The following is a 19,631-nucleotide window of genomic DNA, read 5'->3' as shown; positions in this document are numbered from 1 at the left end:
AGTATTCTTTATCCGAAATTAATCGTGGAACGGAAGTTTTGCACCACCTTGTTGCTGCCACCATCGGTGTTTTCCTTGGACTTGTTTGTGGCGGAGTCTTTGGTGCCGTAGACCACCGCGGTGGCCACATCCACGAAGCCTCCGGTGGGCAGAGGCTTGGTGGTGTCCACGGTAATGGACCCGGTGGTCGCAGACGCGGAATCCAAGACCTCAAGGTTTTGCTTGGCCAGCTCCGGGTCGTCGGTGCGGCCTTCCAGGGACAGCGCGCCAAGGGCGGGGCGCTGTGCGATGTCAACGTCCAGCTCTACCACGGAGCCCTCCATCTTCTTGATGGTGTAGGTGGTGGTCTGCAGCATGGTCGAATCGCCCGTGACGCGGGAATCCACGGACCACGACGCGCCCTTGCCCACGGCCTCGTCTGGAAACACGACGGGGAGGGCGGGGAGCTTCATCAGCGCCTGCTCGACCTCGGCGCGGGCGGTGTCGCGGGCTTCAGTAGGGGCGGCGAGGCGGATGCTGTTCATTTGGCCGTTGTCCAGGCCGCGCCAGCCCACCTGGAAGCCGTCGGCTGAGGGCATGGCCTCGTTGTTATCGCCGGTGGTCTCCGGGTTGCGCACGGTAAAGAACGCGTTGCGGGTGGCCGGGGCCTGCCCCTCGACGTCTTGGGTGGCTTCCTCGACCTTGCCTTCGAGCGGCAGCGTGACCTCGTCGCCCCCATTGTCCTTGGCGAGGTTGTCCGTGGCGTAGTCTTTAGCCTTCGTCGCGGCGGTGGGCTTGTCCGGGATGGTCTGGCTGAAGTCGCTGCGGGTGGTGAACGTTAGGTTCTGCTCCGCGCCGATGTCGGCAAAGGACAGGACCTTCTTCTCGCCCTCGCCGGTGGATTCAACGGATACCCGCGGGGCGTCGAGAGGCAGCCCCACCGCCTGTTCTACAGGCGGAGACGCAGGGCCGGTCTCACACGCCGACAAAGTCAGTGCGGTCGCCGTCAGGGCTGCCGCCGTGGTCAGAAACACTCGAGTTAATCGTCCAGGTTGCACGCCCTTTAAAATACCCGAGCGCGTGTCACTTACAATGGTGCGGGTGAGCACAAAGACAGGCACCGCAGATAGGGAAGGTGGCGCAGGGCGCGCACAGGGAGTCCCCCGCAAGGGCAAGCTCTGGCCGCTCATGGCCGCGGTCATCGTCACGGTCGCTGTCGTGGATCAAGCCACGAAGCAGTTGATGCTCTCGTGGCTGGAGCCGGGCATCCCGCAGCCGGTCCTCGGTGATTGGTTCCGGTTCTACCTCCTGTTTAACCCCGGCGCCGCGTTCAGCATGGGCGGCGAAGGTTCCACCTGGTTGTTCACCACGATTCAGCTGGCGTTCGTCGTCGGCGTGGCGGTGGCGGCGCCCCGGGTGCGCGACAAGGGGATGGCCATTGGTCTGGCGCTTCTTGCCGGCGGCGCGCTGGGCAACCTCACGGACCGCCTTGTCCGCGAGCCAGGGTTCTGGTTCGGCCACGTGGTGGACTTCATCTCTGTGGGGAACTTCGCGGTGTTCAATATCGCGGATTCGGCCATTACAGTCGGAGTGGTGATCTTCGTGATCGCGATGTTCCTGGAGGAGCGTCGCAACGACAAGGTAGCGCCGGGCAACGGCGGTGGTTCGAGTGAGGGAGGCGATGTTTAACTATGCGCGAGGCACACGAGTTAGCTGAGTCTGCTGAGTCTGCTGGGTCTGCTGGGTCTGCGGCGTCTGCTGGGTCTGTGGCGCGGGAAAACCGTCGCCTCCCCGTGCCCGAGGGACTCGAGGGCATGCGGGTGGACGCGGCCCTGGCCAAAATGCTGGGCCTTCCCCGGACGGTGGTGGCGCAGCTGTGCGCCGACGGCGACGTGCTGGTGGACGAGCACCCAGCAGGCAAAAGTGATCGCCTGCCCGCGGGGGTGTGGGTGGACGTGACGCTGCCGGCGCCCGAACCGACGCTGGTCCCGAAGGAGGAATTAGTAGAGGGCATGGACGTGCTCTACTTCGACGACGACGTCATCGTGATCCACAAACCAGTGGGCGTCGCGGCCCACCCGACGGTGGGGTGGGAAGGCCCCACTGTGGTTGGTGGGCTGGCCGCCGCGGGCTTCAGGGTGTCTACCTCCGGGCCGACGGAACGCAAGGGCATCGTCCAGCGCCTAGACGTGGGTACCTCCGGAGTCATGGTGGTGGCCGCCAGCGAGCGTGCCTATTCCGCGCTCAAGCAGGCGTTTAAAGAACGCACCGTGAAAAAGACCTACCACGCCATCGTCCAAGGGTTGCCTGATCCCATCGAGGGCACCATTGACGCGCCGATTGGCCGCCACCCGTCCTCCGGGTGGAAATTCGCCGTCGTCGACGACGGCAAGCCCGCGGTCACCCACTATGAACTCGTGGAGGCCTTCCGCGAGGCCAGCCTCCTGGAGGTACACCTAGAAACCGGCCGCACTCACCAGATCCGTGTGCACATGTCTGCCACGGGGCACCCGTGCGTGGGCGATCCGATGTATGGCTCCGACCCCAACTTGTCTAAGCGCCTCGGGCTCATCCGCCAGTGGCTGCACGCGGTCAAGCTCGGCTTTACCCACCCCGGCACGGGCAAGTGGATGGAAGTGGAAGCGCCATACCCCGCTGACTTGGAGCACGCCCTCGGGGTGCTGCGCGGCGAACGCTAGGCGGTGGCCGGGGTGACCGACGGGGCAGCTGCAGGGGCGTCGCCAAGCTCGTACCGCGACGTTGTAGCGGCGTTGGTGGCAACGGCCGTCGCGGTGGGCGCAGTGCTAGCTGTGGGAACGTTGCCCACGCCGGAGGAATCACCCGCCGCTGCCAGCATTCCGGAAGGCTACGTCCTGGGCCCGGAACGGGGGATGAGCGAAGAAGAATACGCCGCGGTGGCGCGGGAATCGCTAGCCGACGTCGGCCCAGAACCGGCCTTTGGCCTAGTGCGTTTTACCCGGCCGCTGCGTCCTGAGGAGGTAGACACCCTGTTCCCGGCGGGCTCGGTGCGCCTCAACGCCGTTATTTTAGGTCACGCGCAACCGCTGGAGATCCCCGAACCGGTTCCGGGATCCGCTGGGCACGACACCCGTGCTGAGGTCATCACCGCGGCACTGGACCGCGTCAACGCCAGCATGGGAGGGCTTGGCGACGTCCCGCGGGCCAAGGCCGTAGACGCCGTCGTGGTGTACGCGCCGGGGGAGGCGTTGCGGCAGATCGCAGGGGAGAAAGCGGTTAAGACTCTGGAGCTGGCCCCACCCGACGCAGTGTGGGGCCACGTCGCCGTTCACGCATGAGGCTGGACAGGTAGATGGCCACCGCGAGCCAAATGAGCGCGAAACCGATCCACCGCTCGGTGGAGATGTGTTCGTTATTGACCAGGACCGCCCACAGCATCTGCAACGTGGGCGCGATGTACTGCAGCATGCCAATCGTGGACAGGTTCAGCTCGCGGGCGCCGCGGGAGAAGCACAGCAGAGGCAGGGCGGTAATCACGCCGGAGACCACCAACAAACCGAAATGGCCAGGACCTTCGGAGAACGCGGTCGACGTGCCCTGGGCTTCCAGGTACGCGATGTAACCCAAGGCGAAAGGGGTGATGGCCAGCGTTTCCGCGGCCACGCCCACCTGCGAGGAAACATCCACCTGTTTCTTGATGAGTCCGTAAATGCCGAAGGAGAAAGCCAGCGCCAGGGAGATATACGGCGCCTGCCCGGTCATGATGGACATCCACACCACCGCCACGGTGGCCACCAGCACGGCGACGATCTGCTGCCGGGGAAGCGTCTCGCGTAAAATGACAATGCCCAGAGCAATGGAGACCAGCGGATTGATGAAATAGCCCAGCGCGGCGTCAGCCACATGCCCAGAGTTCACCGCGAGCACGTAAGTTCCCCAGTTAACGGTGATCACCGCACCGGCTACCGCCAACAGGGCCCAGGTGCGCAGACTCAGCGCTTTGAGCTTGCGCCAGTCCCCGGTAACTACCAACAGCGCCGTCACCATCACGGCGGTCCAGACGATGCGGTGGGCGAGGATCTCAAGCGGATCCGCCGGTTTCAACAGTGGGAAGAAGGCAGGAAAGAGCCCCCACATGAGGTAGGCAGCAACCGCGTAAAACATGACTGGCACTTTAGTTCATCGAGGTAACGCGCGGGTGAAAAATATCCACCTTGGGTTTTTCGATTGGGGTCTTTTGAGGCCTGAATGAGGGCCCGGGGACTGACTTGCCAGGGACTGTAGGATAAGCCGCATGGCAAAGAAATCCTCGTTCGTTCATCTGCATAATCACACGGAATTTTCCATGCTGGACGGCATGGCCAAGGTGGATATGTTGGCGGATGAGGTCAACCGGCAAGGGATGCCAGCGGTGGGCATGACGGACCACGGCAACATGTACGGTTCGGATGCTTTCTACCGCCGCATGACTGGCGCGGGCATCAAGCCCATCATCGGTATCGAGGCCTACCTGGCGCCGGAATCGCGATTTAATAAAAAGCGCGTGCTCTGGGGTAATCCGGACCAAAAGCGCGACGACGTCTCCGCATCTGGTGCGTACCTGCACCAGACCATGATTGCGGAAAATGCCACAGGTTTGCGCAATCTATTCAAGCTGTCGTCATTAGCTTCTTACGAAGGCCAGCTGGGTAAATGGCCGCGCATGGATGCAGAACTTATCGCAGAGCACGCAGAGGGAATTATTGCTACCACGGGTTGCCCATCCGGGGACGTGCAAACCCGATTGCGCCTAGGCCAGTTCGATGAAGCCTTAGAAGCAGCCGCGATGTGGCAGGACATCTACGGCAAAGACAACTTCTTCCTCGAACTTATGGACCACGGGTTAGATATCGAAAAGCGCACCCGTGATGGCCTGTTGGAAATCGGACGCAAATTAGATCTGCCACCGCTAGTGACCAACGATTGCCATTACGTGCTCGAATCCCAAGCACCCGCGCACGAGGCAATGCTCTGCGTGCAAACCGGAAAAACGTTCATGGACCCTGATCGGTTTAAATTCGGCGGCTCGGGTTACTACATTAAATCTGCGCAGCAAATGCGCGAGATTTGGGATGAGACCATCCCTGATGGCTGCGATAACACCCTCTGGATTGCAGAGCGCGTGCAGGACTACGGCGAGATTTGGGAAGAACATACCCACGACCGCATGCCGATTGCGGACGTGCCGGAGGGCTACACCCCAACTACATGGCTTACCCATGAAGTGATGAAGGGTCTCGAGGACCGTTTCCCTGGTCAAGAGGTGCCGCAAGAGTATATAGACCGCGCGGAATATGAAATTTCGGTCATCGATATGAAAGGCTACCCGTCTTACTTTCTTATCGTTGCTGAGCTCATCAAGTATGCGCGCTCAGTGGGTATCTGGGTAGGTCCTGGCCGTGGTTCCGCAGCGGGCGCCTTGGTTGCATACGCGTTAACCATTACAAATATTGACCCGATCGAGCACGGCCTACTCTTCGAGCGCTTCCTCAACCCGGAGCGCCCGTCCGCACCCGATATCGATATCGACTTCGACGACCGTCGCCGCGGCGAAATGATCGATTACGCCGCTGAGCGCTGGGGCGAGGACAAAGTGGCCCAGGTGATCACCTTCGGCACGGTGAAGACCAAGCAAGCCATCAAGGACTCCGCCAAGGTGCATTTTGGCCAGCCGGGCTTCCAGATGGCCGACCGCATCAACGGCGCGCTGCCCCCGGCGATCATGGCCAAGGACATCCCGCTCAAGGGCATTACTGACCCGGAGCACGAGCGCTATGACGAAGCGACCGAGGTCCGCACCATGATTGAAACGGACCCGGACGTGCGGAAGATTTACGAGACCGCGCGCGGTCTTGAGGGCGTGGTACGCCAGGCGGGCGTGCACGCCTGTGCGGTCATCATGGCGTCGGTGCGCCTCATGGACCACATCCCCATGTGGAAGCGGCCTGCCGACGGCGCGTACATCACCGGCTGGGATTACCCCGCCTGCGAAGCCATCGGTCTGCTGAAGATGGACTTCCTGGGCCTGCGCAACCTCACCGTGATCGGCGACGCGCTGGCGAATATCAAGAAGAACCGTGGCGAGGAGATTAACCTCGAGGAACTGCATGCCGACGACCCGCGGGTGTCCAAGGTCTACGATCTCCTGTCCCGTGGCGAAACGCTCGGCGTGTTCCAGCTGGACTCTGGCGGCATGCAGGAGCTGCTCAAGCGCATGAAGCCCACGGGCTTCAAGGACATTGTTGCATCGCTCGCACTGTACCGCCCGGGTCCGATGGGTGTGAACGCCCACTGGGACTACGCGGACCGCAAGAACGGCCGCAAGGAGATCACGCCGATCCACCCGGAGCTGGAGGAACCGCTCAAGGAAATCCTGGAGGAGACCTACGGCCTCATCGTGTACCAGGAGCAGATCATGCGTATCTCGCAGAAGGTGGCCAACTACACCGCCGGTGAGGCTGATGGCTTCCGTAAGGCGATGGGTAAGAAGAAGCCTGAGGTGCTGGCACAGCAGTACGAGAAGTTCTCCAAGGGCATGTTCGACAACGGCTATTCCAAGTCCGCAGTCGACGCCCTCTGGGGCACCATTGAGCCCTTCGCGTCCTACGCGTTCAACAAGTCCCACGCCGCGGGTTACGGACTGGTGTCCTTCTGGACCGCGTACCTCAAGGCCTACTTCGCTCCGGAGTACATGGCGGCGCTGTTGACCTCGGTGGGCGACAAGAAGGACAAGTCCGCCATTTACCTTGCAGACTGCCGCCACCTAGGCATCAAGGTGCTGCCGCCGGACGTCAACGAATCCTCCGCGGACTTCCAGGCGGTAGGCGAAGACATTAGATTCGGCATGGGCGCGGTGCGCAACGTGGGCGTGGACGTGGTGGAATCCATTGAACGCGCCCGCAAGGACAAGGGAAGGTTCACCTCGTTCGGTGACTACCTGGACAAGATTGAGCTCGCGGCGTGCTCGAAGCGCGTGACGGAATCGCTCATCAAGGCCGGTGCCTTTGACTCGTTCGGCCACCCGCGCAAGGGCCTCATGCTTATCCAGGAAGACGCTGTGGATTCCGTCCTGACCACGAAGAAGGCCGCCGACAAAGGACAATTCGATCTGTTCGCCGGCTTCGGCGGCGGGGAAGACGACGAGGAAGCTACCCCGGTGTTCAGCCTGGACATCCCGGACGAGAAGTGGGACCGCAAACACGAGCTGGCCCTGGAGCGCGAAATGCTTGGCCTGTACGTCTCGGGGCACCCACTGGACGGCTTCGAGGACGCCCTCGACGCGCAGACGGACACGCCACTGACCCGCGTGCTCTCGGGCGAGCTGCGGCACGGCGCGGAGATTGTCATCGGCGGCATCATCGCATCGGTGGACCGCCGCTACTCCAAGAGGGACGGCTCGCCGTGGGCCATCGTGACCATTGAGGATCACCATGGTGCGCAGGTGGACCTGCTGGTATTCAACCAGGTGTATTCGTTGGTGGCGCCACAGATCGTGGAAGACAACATCATCCTGGCTAAGGCCACTGTCCGCATCAAGGAGGACCGCACCTCGCTGTTCTGCCACGACATCCGCGTGCCGGAGCTGGGGCCGGGCAACGGCGCCGGTCTGCCGCTGCGCCTGACCATGCGCACCGAGCAGTGCACGATGGAGAATCTGGCGAAGCTCAAGAAGGTCCTGGTGAGCAACAAGGGGGAGTCCGACGTGTACCTCAACCTGGTCAACGGTGACGAGTCCACGACCATGATCTTGGGCGATCACCTCCGCGTCAATCGCTCCAGCAGCCTCATGGGCGACCTCAAGGCGAACATGGGGCCGGGCATTCTCGGCTAGGAACGGGCGCGGGTGCTTACAGCCCCGCCCAATTCAGCCCGGCCCCATTTCTCACGCGTTTGCCTGAGCGGCGGTGAGTTTTCGGGCCACATGCGTCAAAGTTGGGGAAGCGAACCGCACCTCTGGCTTCGCGCACTCTCCAACGTCGTGAAAACTAAAGGTGCCCCACTCCATGCGGAGTGGGGCACCTTCAGTAATCAAGCAAGGCGTGACGGGACTTCACGCGCCAGGCTACCTATCGGCGGCCGCCCAGAGCGTTCTTCAGCATCTTCTGCAGCGGTGGGAAAGCCTTGACCGCGATGACAGCTACCTGCATCAGTGCGGCCACGGCAGCCAGCACGGCGCCCGCAATATCAATGCCGTCGACGGTGCTCTGGGAAGACTTCAGGTGATCCGGAAGCTTGTCGTTCCAGTGCTCATCTTCCTTTTCTTCCTCTTCAGCAGGATCCGCGGGAGCAGTGGTCGTAGGGGTTGCGGTGGTGGTCTTAGACGAGCCGCTGGACAGATCAACGGCGTTGGCAGCAACCGGGGTGACCAAGCCAGTGACGGTAGCGGTGGCGGCTACGAGGGCGAGAGGAAGGCGACGACGCATAGTTGAAGAACTCCTTGAAATTGGCGTGGGCTGTATACAGTTAATGAAACTTAGCAGGTGGGGGTGGGATGCGAAACCCCTTCGAAGAAAAAGATGCCGCGGCGGGGTGCCCCCGCGGCGCGGGCCACAGCCTAGAAGAGACGCTCCTCAACCTGCTTGCGAATGTCCTTCGGAAGCATCGCCAGGTAGGGCTTGAGGAAGTCCGGGTTCATGTTCGCCACGGCGCCGACACCGGCTGCCAGGCCGACGACAGCCAGCAGCATGGCGAAGAAGCCGCCCACCGAGGAACCGCCGTTGGAGGACGAGGAACCGTCGGAGGAATCAGAGGAGCCAGAAGAACCAGAGGAACCGTCGGAGGAATCATCCGCGGGCTCCGGGAGCAGGTTGGTGATCTCAAAGACGGTGGTGGTGCCGGAGACCTCATTGCCGGCCACCAGCAGGTACTCGCCGTTCGGGGAGTCGTCTTTGTGGATGAACTTCAGGCCTTCCGGGCCCAGGTCGCCGGCATGTTTTGCCTGCTCGTAGTCCACGTCCTCGACCTCCTGGGAGAAGTCGCGGTTGTTGACGTAGGTGACAAACTTCGCTGCCGCCGGGTCGGTGATGTCGTAGACGAAGACGCCGCCCACGCGCTCAGCGCCGACGAAGGCGTAGGTGCGGTCGCCCACCTGGCCCACGGTCAGGGCTTCCGGCTCCGGGCCTTTGTTGTCGGAGCGGTCATCTGTCTCGTTGCTGTCGTTGGAGGCGTTGAAGTTCAGCTTGCCTCCATCAGCGAGCTCCTTGGTGATCTGCTCCAGCTCGGCGCCGGAGTTGAACACCACGTTGCCCTCGGCATCGTAGATGGTGAAGCCGCGGCCGCCGAAGGAGTAGAGCTCCTCGTAGCAGGAGCCGTCCTCGCTTAGGCCGGAGGCGCGGGTGAGCTTCAGCTTGCCCAGTGCGGTCTTGTCGTCCAAACCGTCCTTCTCAATCGTGGCAGCCAGGTCCTCACACAGGGGCGCGACGCCGTCCTCGCCCATATCACCCAGGTTGATCTCCTCGGCATAGATGCCGGCCTCAGAGTCCTCGTCCCCCCACTCGCGGGCGTCGCCTTCGTTGGCGGTAACCAGGTAGGTGGAGCCGTTAGCCTCGTAGGCTGCGATGGAGTCCGGCATGGACAAGCCCTTGACCGGTGCGGTGCGCAGTTCTGCCTTGTCGTCCTTGTTGGACGGATCCAGCGGCACCTCGTTGTGGTCGATGACGTGGGCGGGCAGGATCTTCTCCACGGTCGCGGAAGCGATGTCGATGACCGCGATGGCGTTGTTTTCCTGGAGGGTGGCGTACGCCTTGCCGTCGCGGGTAGCGATGTACTCCGGCTCGAAGTCCTGCGACGGCAGGTTCTTGGAGCCCTCCGGGCCGAAGACTCGCACGCCCTCGGGCAGTGCGCCCGGGGCGTCGAAAGCCTTGAAGTCGGCGATCTTGGTGTCAGCCTGGGACGCCGCGGCGACGTCGTCAGGCAGGGCGATGACGGCGACGGAACCCTCCGGGTCCACGGTGTAGTCCTTGGTGGCGGCATCGAGCTCGTTGGCCGGCTCGCCTTCGTTGGCGATGAGGGCGTACTTGCCGTCCTCGGTGATGGTCACCATGTCCGGCAGGGAACCGACGGTGACGCGGCCCAGTTCCTCGCCGGTGGCGGCGTTGAAGAACAGGGCTTCGCCCGCGGCAGTCTTGTCGTCCTGCTGCACGGCGGCAACGGCCAGACCGTCCTCGCGCACGGCCACGGAGTTGATTTCCTGGTCGCCGCCGGCCTCGATGGTGCCGGCCGGCTTGAGGTTGGCCGGGTCGGTGGCGTCGATGATGTCGATGCGGCCGTTAGCGGCGTTCACAGTGAGAATGCGCTTGGAATCGGCGTGAAAGGCCACGATCTCGGCGGCGGAGTCATCGCCGAAGATTCCGGACATGTGGACACCGACGGGCTTCATTTCCAGGGAGGCGTCTGGCGCGGAGTGAATGATGGGGTTGGCGACAATCCCGTTGAAGTCGCCCTCCTGGGCGGTAGCGACGGGGGCGAGGCCGACGGCGGCAGTGGAAGCCGCCACGCACAGGGCAAGAGCGCGGTTGCGAATACGCACAGTGTTCTCCTTGGTTGAGAAGTTTTCTTTAAGCAAGCATGAGAGCTTTGAACAGCTTGGCGAACCAAAATGAGAAGTCGGTGGCGGCCGCGTGTCCGCCAGGTTTCTAGCTGGTTAATTCTTGGTGAAGGTTAGCGTTGTTCCATGTCCCGCAATGTGGGAATTTTGCGCACACTGTGGGAAATGGGGGTGCTGTGGAGTAAACTCAGCCTAATGAACACCTCAGCAACCGAGAATGAAGCATTGTCCCCGAGCGATACCACCATCACTGCCGCCGCCATCGAGCACGCGCAGGAGGCTATCGCTGCGGAGATTACGCCGACTCGGCTGCACTACAGCCCGCGCCTGTCCGCCGAAACCGGGTACAAGGTCTACCTCAAGCGCGAGGATCTTCACGACGTCCGCAGCTACAAAATCCGCGGCGCACTGTATTCCATCGGCAACCTCAGCGAAGAGGCCAAGGCTGCGGGCATCGTCACGGCGTCGGCCGGCAACCACGCCCAAGGCGTGGCCTATGCCTGCAACACCATGGGGATCCGCGGCAAGATCTTCGTGCCCGGCCCTACGCCGAAACAAAAGCGCGACCGGATCCGTGCCCACGGCCGCAACGCCATCGAGCTCGTCGTGACCGGCTCCAACTTCGATGACGCCGCCCGCGCCGCCCATGAAGAAGCCACCCGCACCGGCGCGACGTTCATCGAGCCTTTCGACGCCCCCGACACCGTCACTGGCCAGGGCACCGTTGGCGCCGAAATCTATTCCCACATCCAGGCGCACAACCTCGCGGTGGAGCACGTGGTGGTGCCCGTCGGCGGTGGGGGACTGCTCTCCGGGATCGCCTCATATTTCGCCGAGGTCTCGCCCGCGACGCGGTTGCTCGGCGTCGAACCCGCGGGGGCGGCATCGCTCAGCGCGGCCTTCGCCGCCGGCGAGCCGGTGGCCCTCGACGCCGTGGACCCCTTCGTCGACGGTGCCGCCGTAGGCACGATCGGTGCATTGCCCTTTGAGATCCTCTCCGAGCTCAAACGCCGCAACCCCGCCATGCTGTCCACTAAAGTCATCTCCGAGGGTGCGGTGTGTACTGCGCTGCTGGACCTCTATCAAAACGAAGGCATCATCACCGAGCCCGCCGGGGCGCTGTCCGTGGCCGGTCTCGCGCACCTGGATGCGGCGCCCGGTTCCGTGGTCGTGTGTGTCATCTCCGGCGGCAACAATGACGTCCTGCGCTACGCCGAAATCATGGAGCGCTCCCTGGTACACCGCGGCCTCAAACACTACTTCCTCGTGGACTTCCCGCAGGAACCTGGGCAGCTGCGCCACTTCGTCGAGGACATCCTGGGTCCCGATGATGACATCACGCTGTTCGAGTATCTCAAGCGCAACAACCGGGAGACGGGAACCGCATTGGTGGGCATCGAGCTTGGCACGGCCAGTGACCTCGCCCCGCTGCTCGATCGCATGGCAGGTTCCGCCATCGCCACCCAGCGCCTGCGTCCAGGAACCCCGGAGTACCAGTACCTCGTGGCCTAAATCCCGCATCCGGTAAGGTTAAGCGGCGTTATGCCTGATAGTTACCAGTTGCCGCCCGCGGGCCGCACCTTCATGTACGAGGAAGAGATCAAGCGCTCGCGGTTTATCGCCCTGGCGCGCCGGGCTCACGATGAGGGGCAGGCGCGCGCCTTCATCGACGAGATGCGGGCGGGCTATCCGGACGCGCGTCATCATTGCTCGGCATACTACTTTCAGGTGCCCGGGTCGAACCCCGTGGAGCGCTCCTCAGATGATGGTGAACCTTCCGGTACGGCGGGCAAACCCATGCTGGACGTCGTGAAAGGTTCGGGGCTTTCCGACGTCGTGGTGGTGGTCGTCCGCTATTTCGGCGGCGTCAAGTTGGGTGCCGGCGGGCTCGTGCATGCGTATTCGGGCGCGACCTCGGGCGTGCTCGACACCATCGTTCCGGTCACCCGCAGCCTCAGGGAGCTATACGCCGTCGAGGTCCCGCACGCGGAGGCGGGAAAGGTGGAGGCGGAACTGCGCAACCGCGGGGTCGTGGTAGTGGATACCGCCTACGCGGCGGCCGTGACACTGACGGTGGCAGTGGCCCCAGGGGGCGTCGACAAGCTCAAGGACACTCTTGCTGCGCTGACCCAGGGGCGAGTGGAAGCCCGCCGCGCGGGGGAGTCCTGGATCGAAAGCGATAAACTACAATAATCCCCATGAGCATGCAACGACGCCCCAATAACCCTATCGAGGTGCGCAAACAGCAGGTGCGCACGTATTCCCGCAACGCCGTGGTCTGGACCGCCGGTGGCGTACTGGGTGGCCTGGCGGCGGGCCTGTTGTTGGAGGGCTTCGCGCTCTACCTCATCATCGGCCTCGTGGTGGCGGTGGCCGGCGGCGGTTACAACTACATGAAGGTGCAGCAGATCGTTAACCACAAGGACGAGTACTAGTTAAATTTATGGCAGGTGCAGGTTCCGGCCCGCAGCCCGACGGGCGTCCCGTCCGCATTGACGCCTGGGTGTGGGCCGTGCGCATTTACAAGACCCGCAACGACGCCGCGGACGCGGTCAAGGCGGGGCACGTCAAGCTCAATGGGGAATCGGTGAAGCCCTCGCAACAGGTCGTTCCTGGCGACCGGGTGCGGGTGTGGAAGAACCACCACGAGCATGACTTCGAGGTGCTGGCCACTGTGCGCAAGCGGGTGGGCGCACCGGTGGCGCGCACGTGCTATCGCGACCACGCGCCGCCCCCGCCGCCGCGGGAGCTCATCCCCGTGTGGGGCCAGCGCGACCGCGGGGCCGGGCGGCCCACGAAAAAGGAGCGCCGCCAGATGGAGAAATTCCGCCGAATGAACTAGCGGGGTCGCTAGGAATTCCCGGACTTCCGGTGATCCTGCATCATTATCAGGCGCTTCTTGAGCCGTCTTGGACGGTCCGCGCGGTCGCCGGAATCCCCAGTCAGTTCAATGTGCTTTTTGCCGAACTTGCACAAGAGCAGGTCGTCGATGAGGCGGACTTGGCCGGGGCGGAAGCGGTAACTCATCGCGCCGTGCACGAAGGCGATGGCACCTTCGTCCAGCAGCTCCTCGAGCTGGCTCATGGTGGTGACGCCGTGGGCGTCGAGAAGCTCCATGAGCCACCGGTGATGCTCCACGCGGGAGCGCGGGAAGCGATCCCCGAGCGACACGGCGAGCACGCCCGGAAGGGTCTCGGCGGTCAAGGTGACATCCGAACCCGCGTCCGTGTGCGGGTCCTTGAGAGCGGCGATCTCATCGAATTGCTGATCCGCGAGTTCGATGAGGCCGGCGGCCAGGGTGAACAAACGATCCACCTGGGGGTCTAGCGGGTTGCCGCCCTGTTTGTAGCGGATATCATGCTCGAATTCCGCCCAGGCGTGCTGCAGGACGGTGCGGATCTGAACCTCGAAGGTCATGCCCGTGAAATCGTGCAGCTCTTCAATAGCCTCGGTAACGCGCAGCACCAGGTGGTGCGAGCCGTAGCCGAAGCCGCCGGAAATACGAGTCTCAGCCGCCTTGTCCACGGATCGCACGACGTCAAAGGACTCGCCCAGAACCTCGATGGCCTGCGGAATATCCGTGGAGTGGAACACCGTAATGCGCACGCCGATCAGATCGTTGATGTCATTCCACGGATCGGGGTACATCGGCTCGCCGTTCGGGCGGCGCTTCTTCGCCTTGGCCTTATACGAGGGCCAGCCTTTGACCCGCGAAGCTACGCGGTCAAAGATCACGCCGGCGTCATTGAGAAGGTCCTCGATTTCGTCGCCAAAAGTCGTCGCCGCATCCGGGTAGGTGCGCACCCATTCGTGGTAGCGGTTGCTCAACTTTGCCATGGGGGAACCGGCCATGGGGTGCCTCCTTTCGCAGTGAGACGACAATGTATGCGGCGCTAACCAGTAGCGCGCGGGTTAAAGGTTACGAACAAATCCGTTGTCCAATAGTAGCGGGGTTGCGCTCAATGGTGGGTACCCTGCGCGGAATTGTCGTGCCGCAACGCGTGCCCAGCGCGACGCATTGATAGCGGAATCGTCAGGGAGCGCGAGGAGCACCCCGGGTGCCGGTGCGAGAAAAACTGGATTCTCGGAACCAGTAAGGTTCACGGCACACCGCAGTACGATGTCAGCGGTAAGAGGGTGCGCGAGCCACCCGGTTGCCGCCCCACCGCGCGGCAACAGCTGAACCCCAACGGGGCAGCCTGCTCCCAACACCCACGACGCGGGGCGGCTCAACAACCAATGGTCCCGCCGGCGCCTCCGGGCGTTAGCGATGTGGTTGGCAGCCGCGGCGTCCCATGCCTGCCGGATGCTGAGCCCTGCATGGTCCAAGGCATCAAACGACACAGGTTGCCCGCGGTGCACGAGACCTGCCATCCAGTGGCGGCTGAGCGGCAGCGCCGCCAACTCTCGTGATGGTCGTCCTAGCGTTGCCTCCCCGGGGGCGGCAGCGTTGGCTGGCCGCAGCTGCAGTTCCAGGAGGCTTGTGGCAAGCCACCGCCCCGAGGCAGCTGCACGCGCAGGGGAGCCTTGAGCAGGTGGGGCAAGAACAGGCGAGCTGAGAGTGGGGGTACTGAGCGCGAGAGTCATATCTCATTGGACTCTCACTTACCCCGGTTCGGTTCCTTGTCAGCAAGCAGGAAAGCATAGCTGCAGAGAAGGTTGGTGCCCGCCGCAACGGGGAGAGAACTAGAACGGCGGCTGCTCGTCCAAGCCCACAGCGGAGTAGAGCTGCGCTGCGGGCCAGATCTGGATCTCTTGTCCCTTGTCTCGCAGCTCCTCGGCGCGCTTTTCCTTGGACGTCTTCGTAGCCCACGTGCCGGTGACCAAGACGGTGGTCTTCTTGGTGACGTTCTTGCCCACCGTAGCGCCGCGGGAAGCGATGAGATCCCACAGCTGTCCCTTGTCGTAGGGCTCAAAATCCCCGGTGAGGGTGACATTGTGCCCGAACAGCGGGTTGTTTGGATCCGCGCCTTCGTTCGTCACGGGGACGGCATCCGGAGTCGCCACCGCCTGCCACGGCGCAGCGGCGCCGGGCTTCTGCCCGGCCTTATTCTGCCCGGCCTTATTTTGCTTAGTCTGCGTCTGCTCGCCAGTCTTCTTGGCGCGGGTCGCACCGCGGGAGACTGCGGATTCTCCGTAGATGGCCAAGATGGGAACGACGCTATCGGAAGACATGGTCGAGGTATGGAAACCTCTGGAGGTGCACAATTCGCTAGCGCTTCCTTCGACGCCGTGCACGCGGGCGAGTTGTGCCGCGATGATTCCCGCCGCGCGGGCGTCAGCACCGGCGTCGTGGTGGCTATCAAGCGAAAAGCCCAGTGCCTGCGCTACGGTCGGGAGGCGGTGGTTGCGGGTGGACAGTACGCCGCTGCGGGAGGCCTCGCGGGCCAGGGCGAGGGTGCAGATAAACGTCCACGTCGGCACCTCGGCTCCGGCGGCGCGTGCGGCGTAGCGCAACGCGGAGGCGTCGAATTTAGCGTTGTGGGCAACCAGGGCGTCCGCGCCCACGAAGTCGCGGAACTCAGCGAAAGCCGTAGCGAACTCCGGTGCCGAAGCCACGTCTGCGGCGGTGATGCCGTGGATGGACACGTTGTGCGGGGCGAAACTATCCAGCCCGGCCGGCGGGCGGCACAACCACGTGCGGTGTTCGGTCTCGATCCCGGCGACGAAACGCACGGCGCCGATCTGGCACACCGAGCCCCAGTTGTCGTTGGCGGTTTCCACGTCGACGGCCACGAAATTCAGTCCCGTCACTGGAGTACTCGCATCTGGCGCCGTGGATGGAATTGCTGTGGGCGCCGCGCCGAAGTCGTGGGTGAGCTCTCCTGCGCGGGCGGCCTCCAGGGCGTCGAGAAGCTCCGAGTCAACGCTGCGCGAAGGCGCTAGGGGGATGGTGATCGCTGGGGCGCCGCCACGCAGCACGCGCAAGGAACCCGGCAACGTTGCGGTGGGGTGCACCACCTCAATGTCGGTGATGTCCGCCACCGGGATGGGGCTGGTAGCGGCGTTGCCGAGGGAGGCGCCGAGGAAGGAAGGGGTGATGGTGACCTCCGTTGCAGTCACCGAAACCTGCATAGCGTTTGCGTTCACCAACAACCCTTTCCTACGTCGATCCGACGTTACTTAAGCCGCGTCATCGAACTCCGGCGGCTCTACCTGCTTGAGCACCATGGTGGTGCGTCCTGGAACAGTAATGGTACCCGCCGCGTCAATAAAGGTTTCCTCGGTGGGGTAGCCGTCCTTGTCCGCGGTATCGATGAGCAGCTTCCAACGCTTGCCCAGATCCTTGGTGGGCAACGTGAATTCGATGCCTTCGCTGTGCGCGTTGAACATCATGATGAACGAGTCGTCGCGGATCTCCTCGCCGCGCTCGTTGACCTCGGTGATGGCGTTGCCGTTGAGGTAGACCATCAAGGACTTGCCGAAGTCGTCGTCCCAGTTGTCCTGGGTCATCAGTTTGCCGGACGGGACCAGCCAGGCGATGTCACGATCGCGGACATCGGACCCCAGCGGGCCACCGGCAAGGAAGCGCTCGCGGCGGAATACCGGATGCCGGTGGCGGATGTTGATGAGGCGCTTGGTAAAGCCGTGCAACGAAGGGTTCTTCTCCAGCAGGCTCCAGTCCATCCACGCAATCTCATTGTCCTGGCAGTAGACGTTATTGTTACCGCCCTGGGTGCGCCCGAACTCGTCGCCGTGCGCGATCATCGGGGTGCCCTGGGACAGCAGCAAGGTGGTGAGGAAGTTGCGCTGCTGGCGGAAACGCAGCTTGAGAATATCTTCGTTGTCCGTCGGACCTTCCTCGCCGTGGTTCCAGGAGCGGTTGAAGGACTCACCGTCGCGGTTGTCCTCGCCGTTGGCCTCGTTGTGCTTGTCGTTGTAGCTCACCAGGTCGGCCAGAGTGAAGCCATCGTGGGCGGTGATGAAGTTGACCGAGGCAGTGGGGCGGCGGTCGTTGTTGGCATAAAGATCCGAGGAGCCGGTGAGGCGGGAGGCGAACTCGCCCAGGGTGGCGGGCTCGCCGCGCCAGAAGTCGCGAACCGTGTCGCGGTACTTGCCGTTCCACTCCATCCAGATCGGCGGGAAGTTACCCACCTGGTAACCATTGTGTCCGACGTCCCACGGCTCGGCGATGAGCTTGACCTGGCTGACCACCGGGTCCTGCTGTACGAGGTCGAAGAAGGTGGCGAGCTTATCGACGTCGTCGAGCTCGCGCGCCAGCGTGGACGCGAGGTCGAAGCGGAAACCGTCCACGCGCATCTCCGTCACCCAGTAGCGCAGCGAGTCCATGATGAGCTGCAGGGAGTGCGGGTGGCGCACGTTCAGCGAGTTGCCCGTGCCCGTGTAGTCCATGTAGTGCATCGGCTCGTCATCGACCAAGCGGTAGTACGCGCCGTTATCGATGCCGCGGAAGGCGAACGTTGGTCCCATGTGGTTACCTTCGGCGGTGTGGTTGTACACCACATCCAGGATGATTTCGATACCCGCGGCATGGTAGGCGCGCACCATAGCCTTGAACTCGTTGACGGCGTCGCCCGTGTGGGTGGCCGCGGCGTAGTCGCGGTGCGGCGCGAAGAAGCCGAAGGTGTTGTAGCCCCAGTAGTTACGCAGCCCCAGTTCCTGCAGACGGAAGTCCTGCAAGAACTGGTGGACCGGCAGCAGCTCCACTGCGGTGACGCCCAGATCTTTGAAGTAGTCGATGATGACCGGGTGCGCCATGCCGGCGTAGGTGCCGCGCAGCTCCTCCGGAACCCCGGGGTGGGTCATGGTCATGCCCTTAACGTGGGCCTCGTAGATAACCGTTTCGTTGTCCGGGGTGTGCGGGCGACGGTCGCGTTGCCAGTCGAAGTAAGGGTTGACCACGACAGACAGCATCGTGTGGCCGAGCGAGTCCTCCTCGTTGCGGCCGGTACCGGGTTCGTCGGCGTTGATGTCGTAAGAGTACGTGGAGGCGTGTCCATCGAAATCGCCGTCGAAGATGCGGGCGTAGGGATCGACGAGGATCTTGTTGGGATCGCAGCGCAGGCCCTGCGCCGGATCGTAGGGGCCGTGGACTCGGTAGCCGTAGCGCTGGCGCGGACCAACTTCGGGGAGGTAGCAGTGCCAGACGTGAGCGTGAACTTCGGTAAGCTCAATGCGTTCTTCTTCGCCGTGGCGGTTGATGAGGCACAGCTCAACTTTTTCCGCCACATCAGAGAAGATGGCGAAGTTGGTGCCGGAGCCGTCGTAGTGCGAACCAAGCGGATAAGGCTTGCCCGGCCATACTCGACGCGGTCGATCGGAGGAGGATGCAGGCTGTGCGGACTCAGGATGAAGTTCAGGGCTCATAGCTAGACAGCTTAGTGAAAACCTGGACATCTCACCGCGCAAGAAGATTCGGTGAGAATTTCTCCCTGGCCCCGGGGCGCTCGTGCAGAGAACGCCTGTCTCGCGCGGTGGGCACTGGTAATCTACTCGGGACTATTGAAGCCGCGGAGGATCATCGCCACGCCTTCAGTAATGATGGAGTGTGACCCAGGCGCCGCGTCGGCGGGGGCTGCGTCGGAATCGCCAAGAGCCGTTGCCGCGGCGAACTGCGTGCGGGATTGTTCAAGCATCGTGGCTCCCAGAATGAAATGCACGACTGTCTCGGCAGCCACGTCGGCTTCACGCTCGTCGGAGGCGTGAGGTGACGTAGAGACAGAAGTGAGGAGTGCGCGGAGATCTGCAAGCAAAGCCGACAACAGCTCGGACCCCGGCTGGGCTAGGGCGGCGGATACCACCTCGGCGCCATCCCGGTGCGCCAGCAGCGTGCGGTGTAAGGCTGCGGCAAAATCTTCTGGAGAGGCAAAGTCGGAGGTATTGTCGCCATCGCCCGGGACGAGCGGGCGGACGATCTCCTCGGCGATGGCGTGAATGAGTGCCTGTTTATTGGCCACATGCCAATACAGTGCGCCGGGCGCAACCGACAACGAAGTGGCGACACGACGCATGGTCATATCCGCGAGGCCGTAGCGATCGAGGATATCGAGTGCGGCGGAGATAATCGAGGGGCGACTTAGTTGCACAAGCTCAGAGTCTAGCGTGACGGGCAGACACAGAATGGAGC

16 protein-coding genes are annotated in these 19,631 nt (G+C 63.1%); 8 read left to right on the top strand and 8 right to left on the bottom strand.

The window, feature by feature from the left end:
* Positions 1–8 precede the first annotated feature (8 nt).
* A complete protein-coding gene (locus H0194_RS01965) occupies positions 9–1,013 on the bottom strand; it encodes a hypothetical protein (RefSeq protein ID WP_185176214.1) in 1,005 nt (334 codons plus the stop codon).
* Positions 1,014–1,071: 58 nt separating this feature from the next.
* On the opposite strand from H0194_RS01965, the gene lspA reads away from it, so the two are divergent.
* From lspA to H0194_RS01950, 3 genes are all read left to right on the top strand, one after another.
* The gene (gene lspA / locus H0194_RS01960) at positions 1,072–1,668 is read left to right on the top strand and encodes a signal peptidase II (RefSeq protein ID WP_185176817.1); all 597 of its coding nucleotides are present in this window, start codon (positions 1,072–1,074) and stop codon (positions 1,666–1,668) included.
* A gap of 125 nt (positions 1,669–1,793) precedes the next feature.
* Positions 1,794–2,678: an RluA family pseudouridine synthase gene (locus H0194_RS01955; protein ID WP_425486452.1), complete on the top strand. Its 885-nt coding sequence runs from the start codon at positions 1,794–1,796 to the stop codon at positions 2,676–2,678.
* Between the two features lie 12 nt (positions 2,679–2,690).
* Positions 2,691–3,296, top strand: coding sequence for a hypothetical protein (locus tag H0194_RS01950; RefSeq protein ID WP_185176213.1), 606 nt, complete (start codon positions 2,691–2,693; stop codon positions 3,294–3,296).
* Here the strand turns inward: H0194_RS01950 and rarD are convergent.
* Complete coding sequence (gene rarD / locus H0194_RS01945) at positions 3,235–4,122, bottom strand: EamA family transporter RarD (protein ID WP_185176212.1); 888 nt, start codon at positions 4,120–4,122, stop codon at positions 3,235–3,237. The two genes, H0194_RS01950 and rarD, sit on opposite strands and share 62 nt — an antisense overlap.
* 130 nt (positions 4,123–4,252) lie before the next feature.
* Here rarD and dnaE point away from each other — a divergent pair, with 130 nt between their 5' ends.
* Positions 4,253–7,828 (top strand): DNA polymerase III subunit alpha, encoded by a 3,576-nt coding sequence (gene dnaE, locus H0194_RS01940; protein ID WP_185176211.1) that lies wholly within the window; start codon positions 4,253–4,255, stop codon positions 7,826–7,828.
* A gap of 235 nt (positions 7,829–8,063) precedes the next feature.
* Here the strand turns inward: dnaE and H0194_RS01935 are convergent, their stop codons facing one another.
* Entirely contained in the window at positions 8,064–8,420 is a 357-nt protein-coding gene (locus tag H0194_RS01935; protein ID WP_185176210.1) for a hypothetical protein, read from the bottom strand.
* 131 nt (positions 8,421–8,551) lie between these two features.
* Positions 8,552–10,525 (bottom strand): choice-of-anchor I family protein, encoded by a 1,974-nt coding sequence (locus H0194_RS01930; protein WP_185176209.1) that lies wholly within the window; start codon positions 10,523–10,525, stop codon positions 8,552–8,554.
* A gap of 213 nt (positions 10,526–10,738) precedes the next feature.
* Here H0194_RS01930 and ilvA point away from each other — a divergent pair, with 213 nt between their 5' ends.
* The 4 genes from ilvA to H0194_RS01910 are packed head-to-tail and all read left to right on the top strand — an operon-like array spanning position 10,739 to position 13,385.
* A complete protein-coding gene (ilvA, locus tag H0194_RS01925) occupies positions 10,739–12,055 on the top strand; it encodes a threonine ammonia-lyase IlvA (protein ID WP_185176208.1) in 1,317 nt (438 codons plus the stop codon).
* A gap of 30 nt (positions 12,056–12,085) precedes the next feature.
* Positions 12,086–12,736: an IMPACT family protein gene (locus H0194_RS01920; protein ID WP_185176207.1), complete on the top strand. Its 651-nt coding sequence runs from the start codon at positions 12,086–12,088 to the stop codon at positions 12,734–12,736.
* 5 nt (positions 12,737–12,741) lie between these two features.
* Complete coding sequence (locus H0194_RS01915; RefSeq protein WP_185176206.1) at positions 12,742–12,978, top strand: hypothetical protein; 237 nt, start codon at positions 12,742–12,744, stop codon at positions 12,976–12,978.
* 8 nt (positions 12,979–12,986) lie between these two features.
* On the top strand, positions 12,987–13,385 hold the full coding sequence (locus H0194_RS01910; protein ID WP_185176205.1) for an RNA-binding S4 domain-containing protein: 399 nt from the start codon (positions 12,987–12,989) through the stop codon (positions 13,383–13,385).
* Positions 13,386–13,393: 8 nt separating this feature from the next.
* Here H0194_RS01910 and H0194_RS01905 read toward each other — a convergent pair whose 3' ends face one another.
* The 4 genes from H0194_RS01905 to H0194_RS01890 all read right to left on the bottom strand — a co-directional run bounded on the left by H0194_RS01905 (position 13,394) and on the right by H0194_RS01890 (position 19,590).
* Positions 13,394–14,395 carry a GTP pyrophosphokinase gene (locus H0194_RS01905; protein WP_185176204.1) on the bottom strand — a complete coding sequence of 334 codons (1,002 nt, stop codon included), beginning with the start codon at positions 14,393–14,395 and terminating at the stop codon, positions 13,394–13,396.
* An 834-nt stretch (positions 14,396–15,229) separates the two neighbouring features.
* Positions 15,230–16,633, bottom strand: a complete 1,404-nt coding sequence (locus tag H0194_RS01900) for an exonuclease domain-containing protein (RefSeq protein ID WP_343061321.1) — start codon at positions 16,631–16,633, stop codon at positions 15,230–15,232.
* A 33-nt stretch (positions 16,634–16,666) separates the two neighbouring features.
* Positions 16,667–18,871 carry a glycogen debranching protein GlgX gene (gene glgX / locus H0194_RS01895; RefSeq protein ID WP_185176202.1) on the bottom strand — a complete coding sequence of 735 codons (2,205 nt, stop codon included), beginning with the start codon at positions 18,869–18,871 and terminating at the stop codon, positions 16,667–16,669.
* 122 nt (positions 18,872–18,993) lie between these two features.
* Complete coding sequence (locus tag H0194_RS01890) at positions 18,994–19,590, bottom strand: TetR family transcriptional regulator (protein ID WP_246389000.1); 597 nt, start codon at positions 19,588–19,590, stop codon at positions 18,994–18,996.
* Positions 19,591–19,631: the final 41 nt, after the last annotated feature.

The organism is Corynebacterium incognita (genome assembly GCF_014217255.1).
Taxonomy (GTDB): domain Bacteria; phylum Actinomycetota; class Actinomycetes; order Mycobacteriales; family Mycobacteriaceae; genus Corynebacterium; species Corynebacterium incognitum.
The sequence above is the reverse complement of the archived record's forward strand: the minus strand, read 5'-3'. Positions and strand labels throughout refer to the sequence as shown.

What these genes read in the sequence shown, in the direction of transcription:
- lspA (WP_185176817.1), top strand. Translation starts at nt 1,072, where the DNA reads ATGGTGCGGGTGAGCACAAAGACAGGCACCGCAGATAGGGAAGGTGGC.
- H0194_RS01955 (WP_425486452.1), top strand. Translation starts at nt 1,794, where the DNA reads ATGCGGGTGGACGCGGCCCTGGCCAAAATGCTGGGCCTTCCCCGGACG.
- rarD (WP_185176212.1), bottom strand. Translation starts at nt 4,122, where the DNA reads ATGTTTTACGCGGTTGCTGCCTACCTCATGTGGGGGCTCTTTCCTGCC.
- dnaE (WP_185176211.1), top strand. Translation starts at nt 4,253, where the DNA reads ATGGCAAAGAAATCCTCGTTCGTTCATCTGCATAATCACACGGAATTT.
- H0194_RS01935 (WP_185176210.1), bottom strand. Translation starts at nt 8,420, where the DNA reads ATGCGTCGTCGCCTTCCTCTCGCCCTCGTAGCCGCCACCGCTACCGTC.
- ilvA (WP_185176208.1), top strand. Translation starts at nt 10,739, where the DNA reads ATGAACACCTCAGCAACCGAGAATGAAGCATTGTCCCCGAGCGATACC.
- H0194_RS01920 (WP_185176207.1), top strand. Translation starts at nt 12,086, where the DNA reads ATGCCTGATAGTTACCAGTTGCCGCCCGCGGGCCGCACCTTCATGTAC.
- H0194_RS01915 (WP_185176206.1), top strand. Translation starts at nt 12,742, where the DNA reads ATGAGCATGCAACGACGCCCCAATAACCCTATCGAGGTGCGCAAACAG.
- H0194_RS01910 (WP_185176205.1), top strand. Translation starts at nt 12,987, where the DNA reads ATGGCAGGTGCAGGTTCCGGCCCGCAGCCCGACGGGCGTCCCGTCCGC.
- H0194_RS01905 (WP_185176204.1), bottom strand. Translation starts at nt 14,395, where the DNA reads ATGGCCGGTTCCCCCATGGCAAAGTTGAGCAACCGCTACCACGAATGG.
- glgX (WP_185176202.1), bottom strand. Translation starts at nt 18,871, where the DNA reads ATGAGCCCTGAACTTCATCCTGAGTCCGCACAGCCTGCATCCTCCTCC.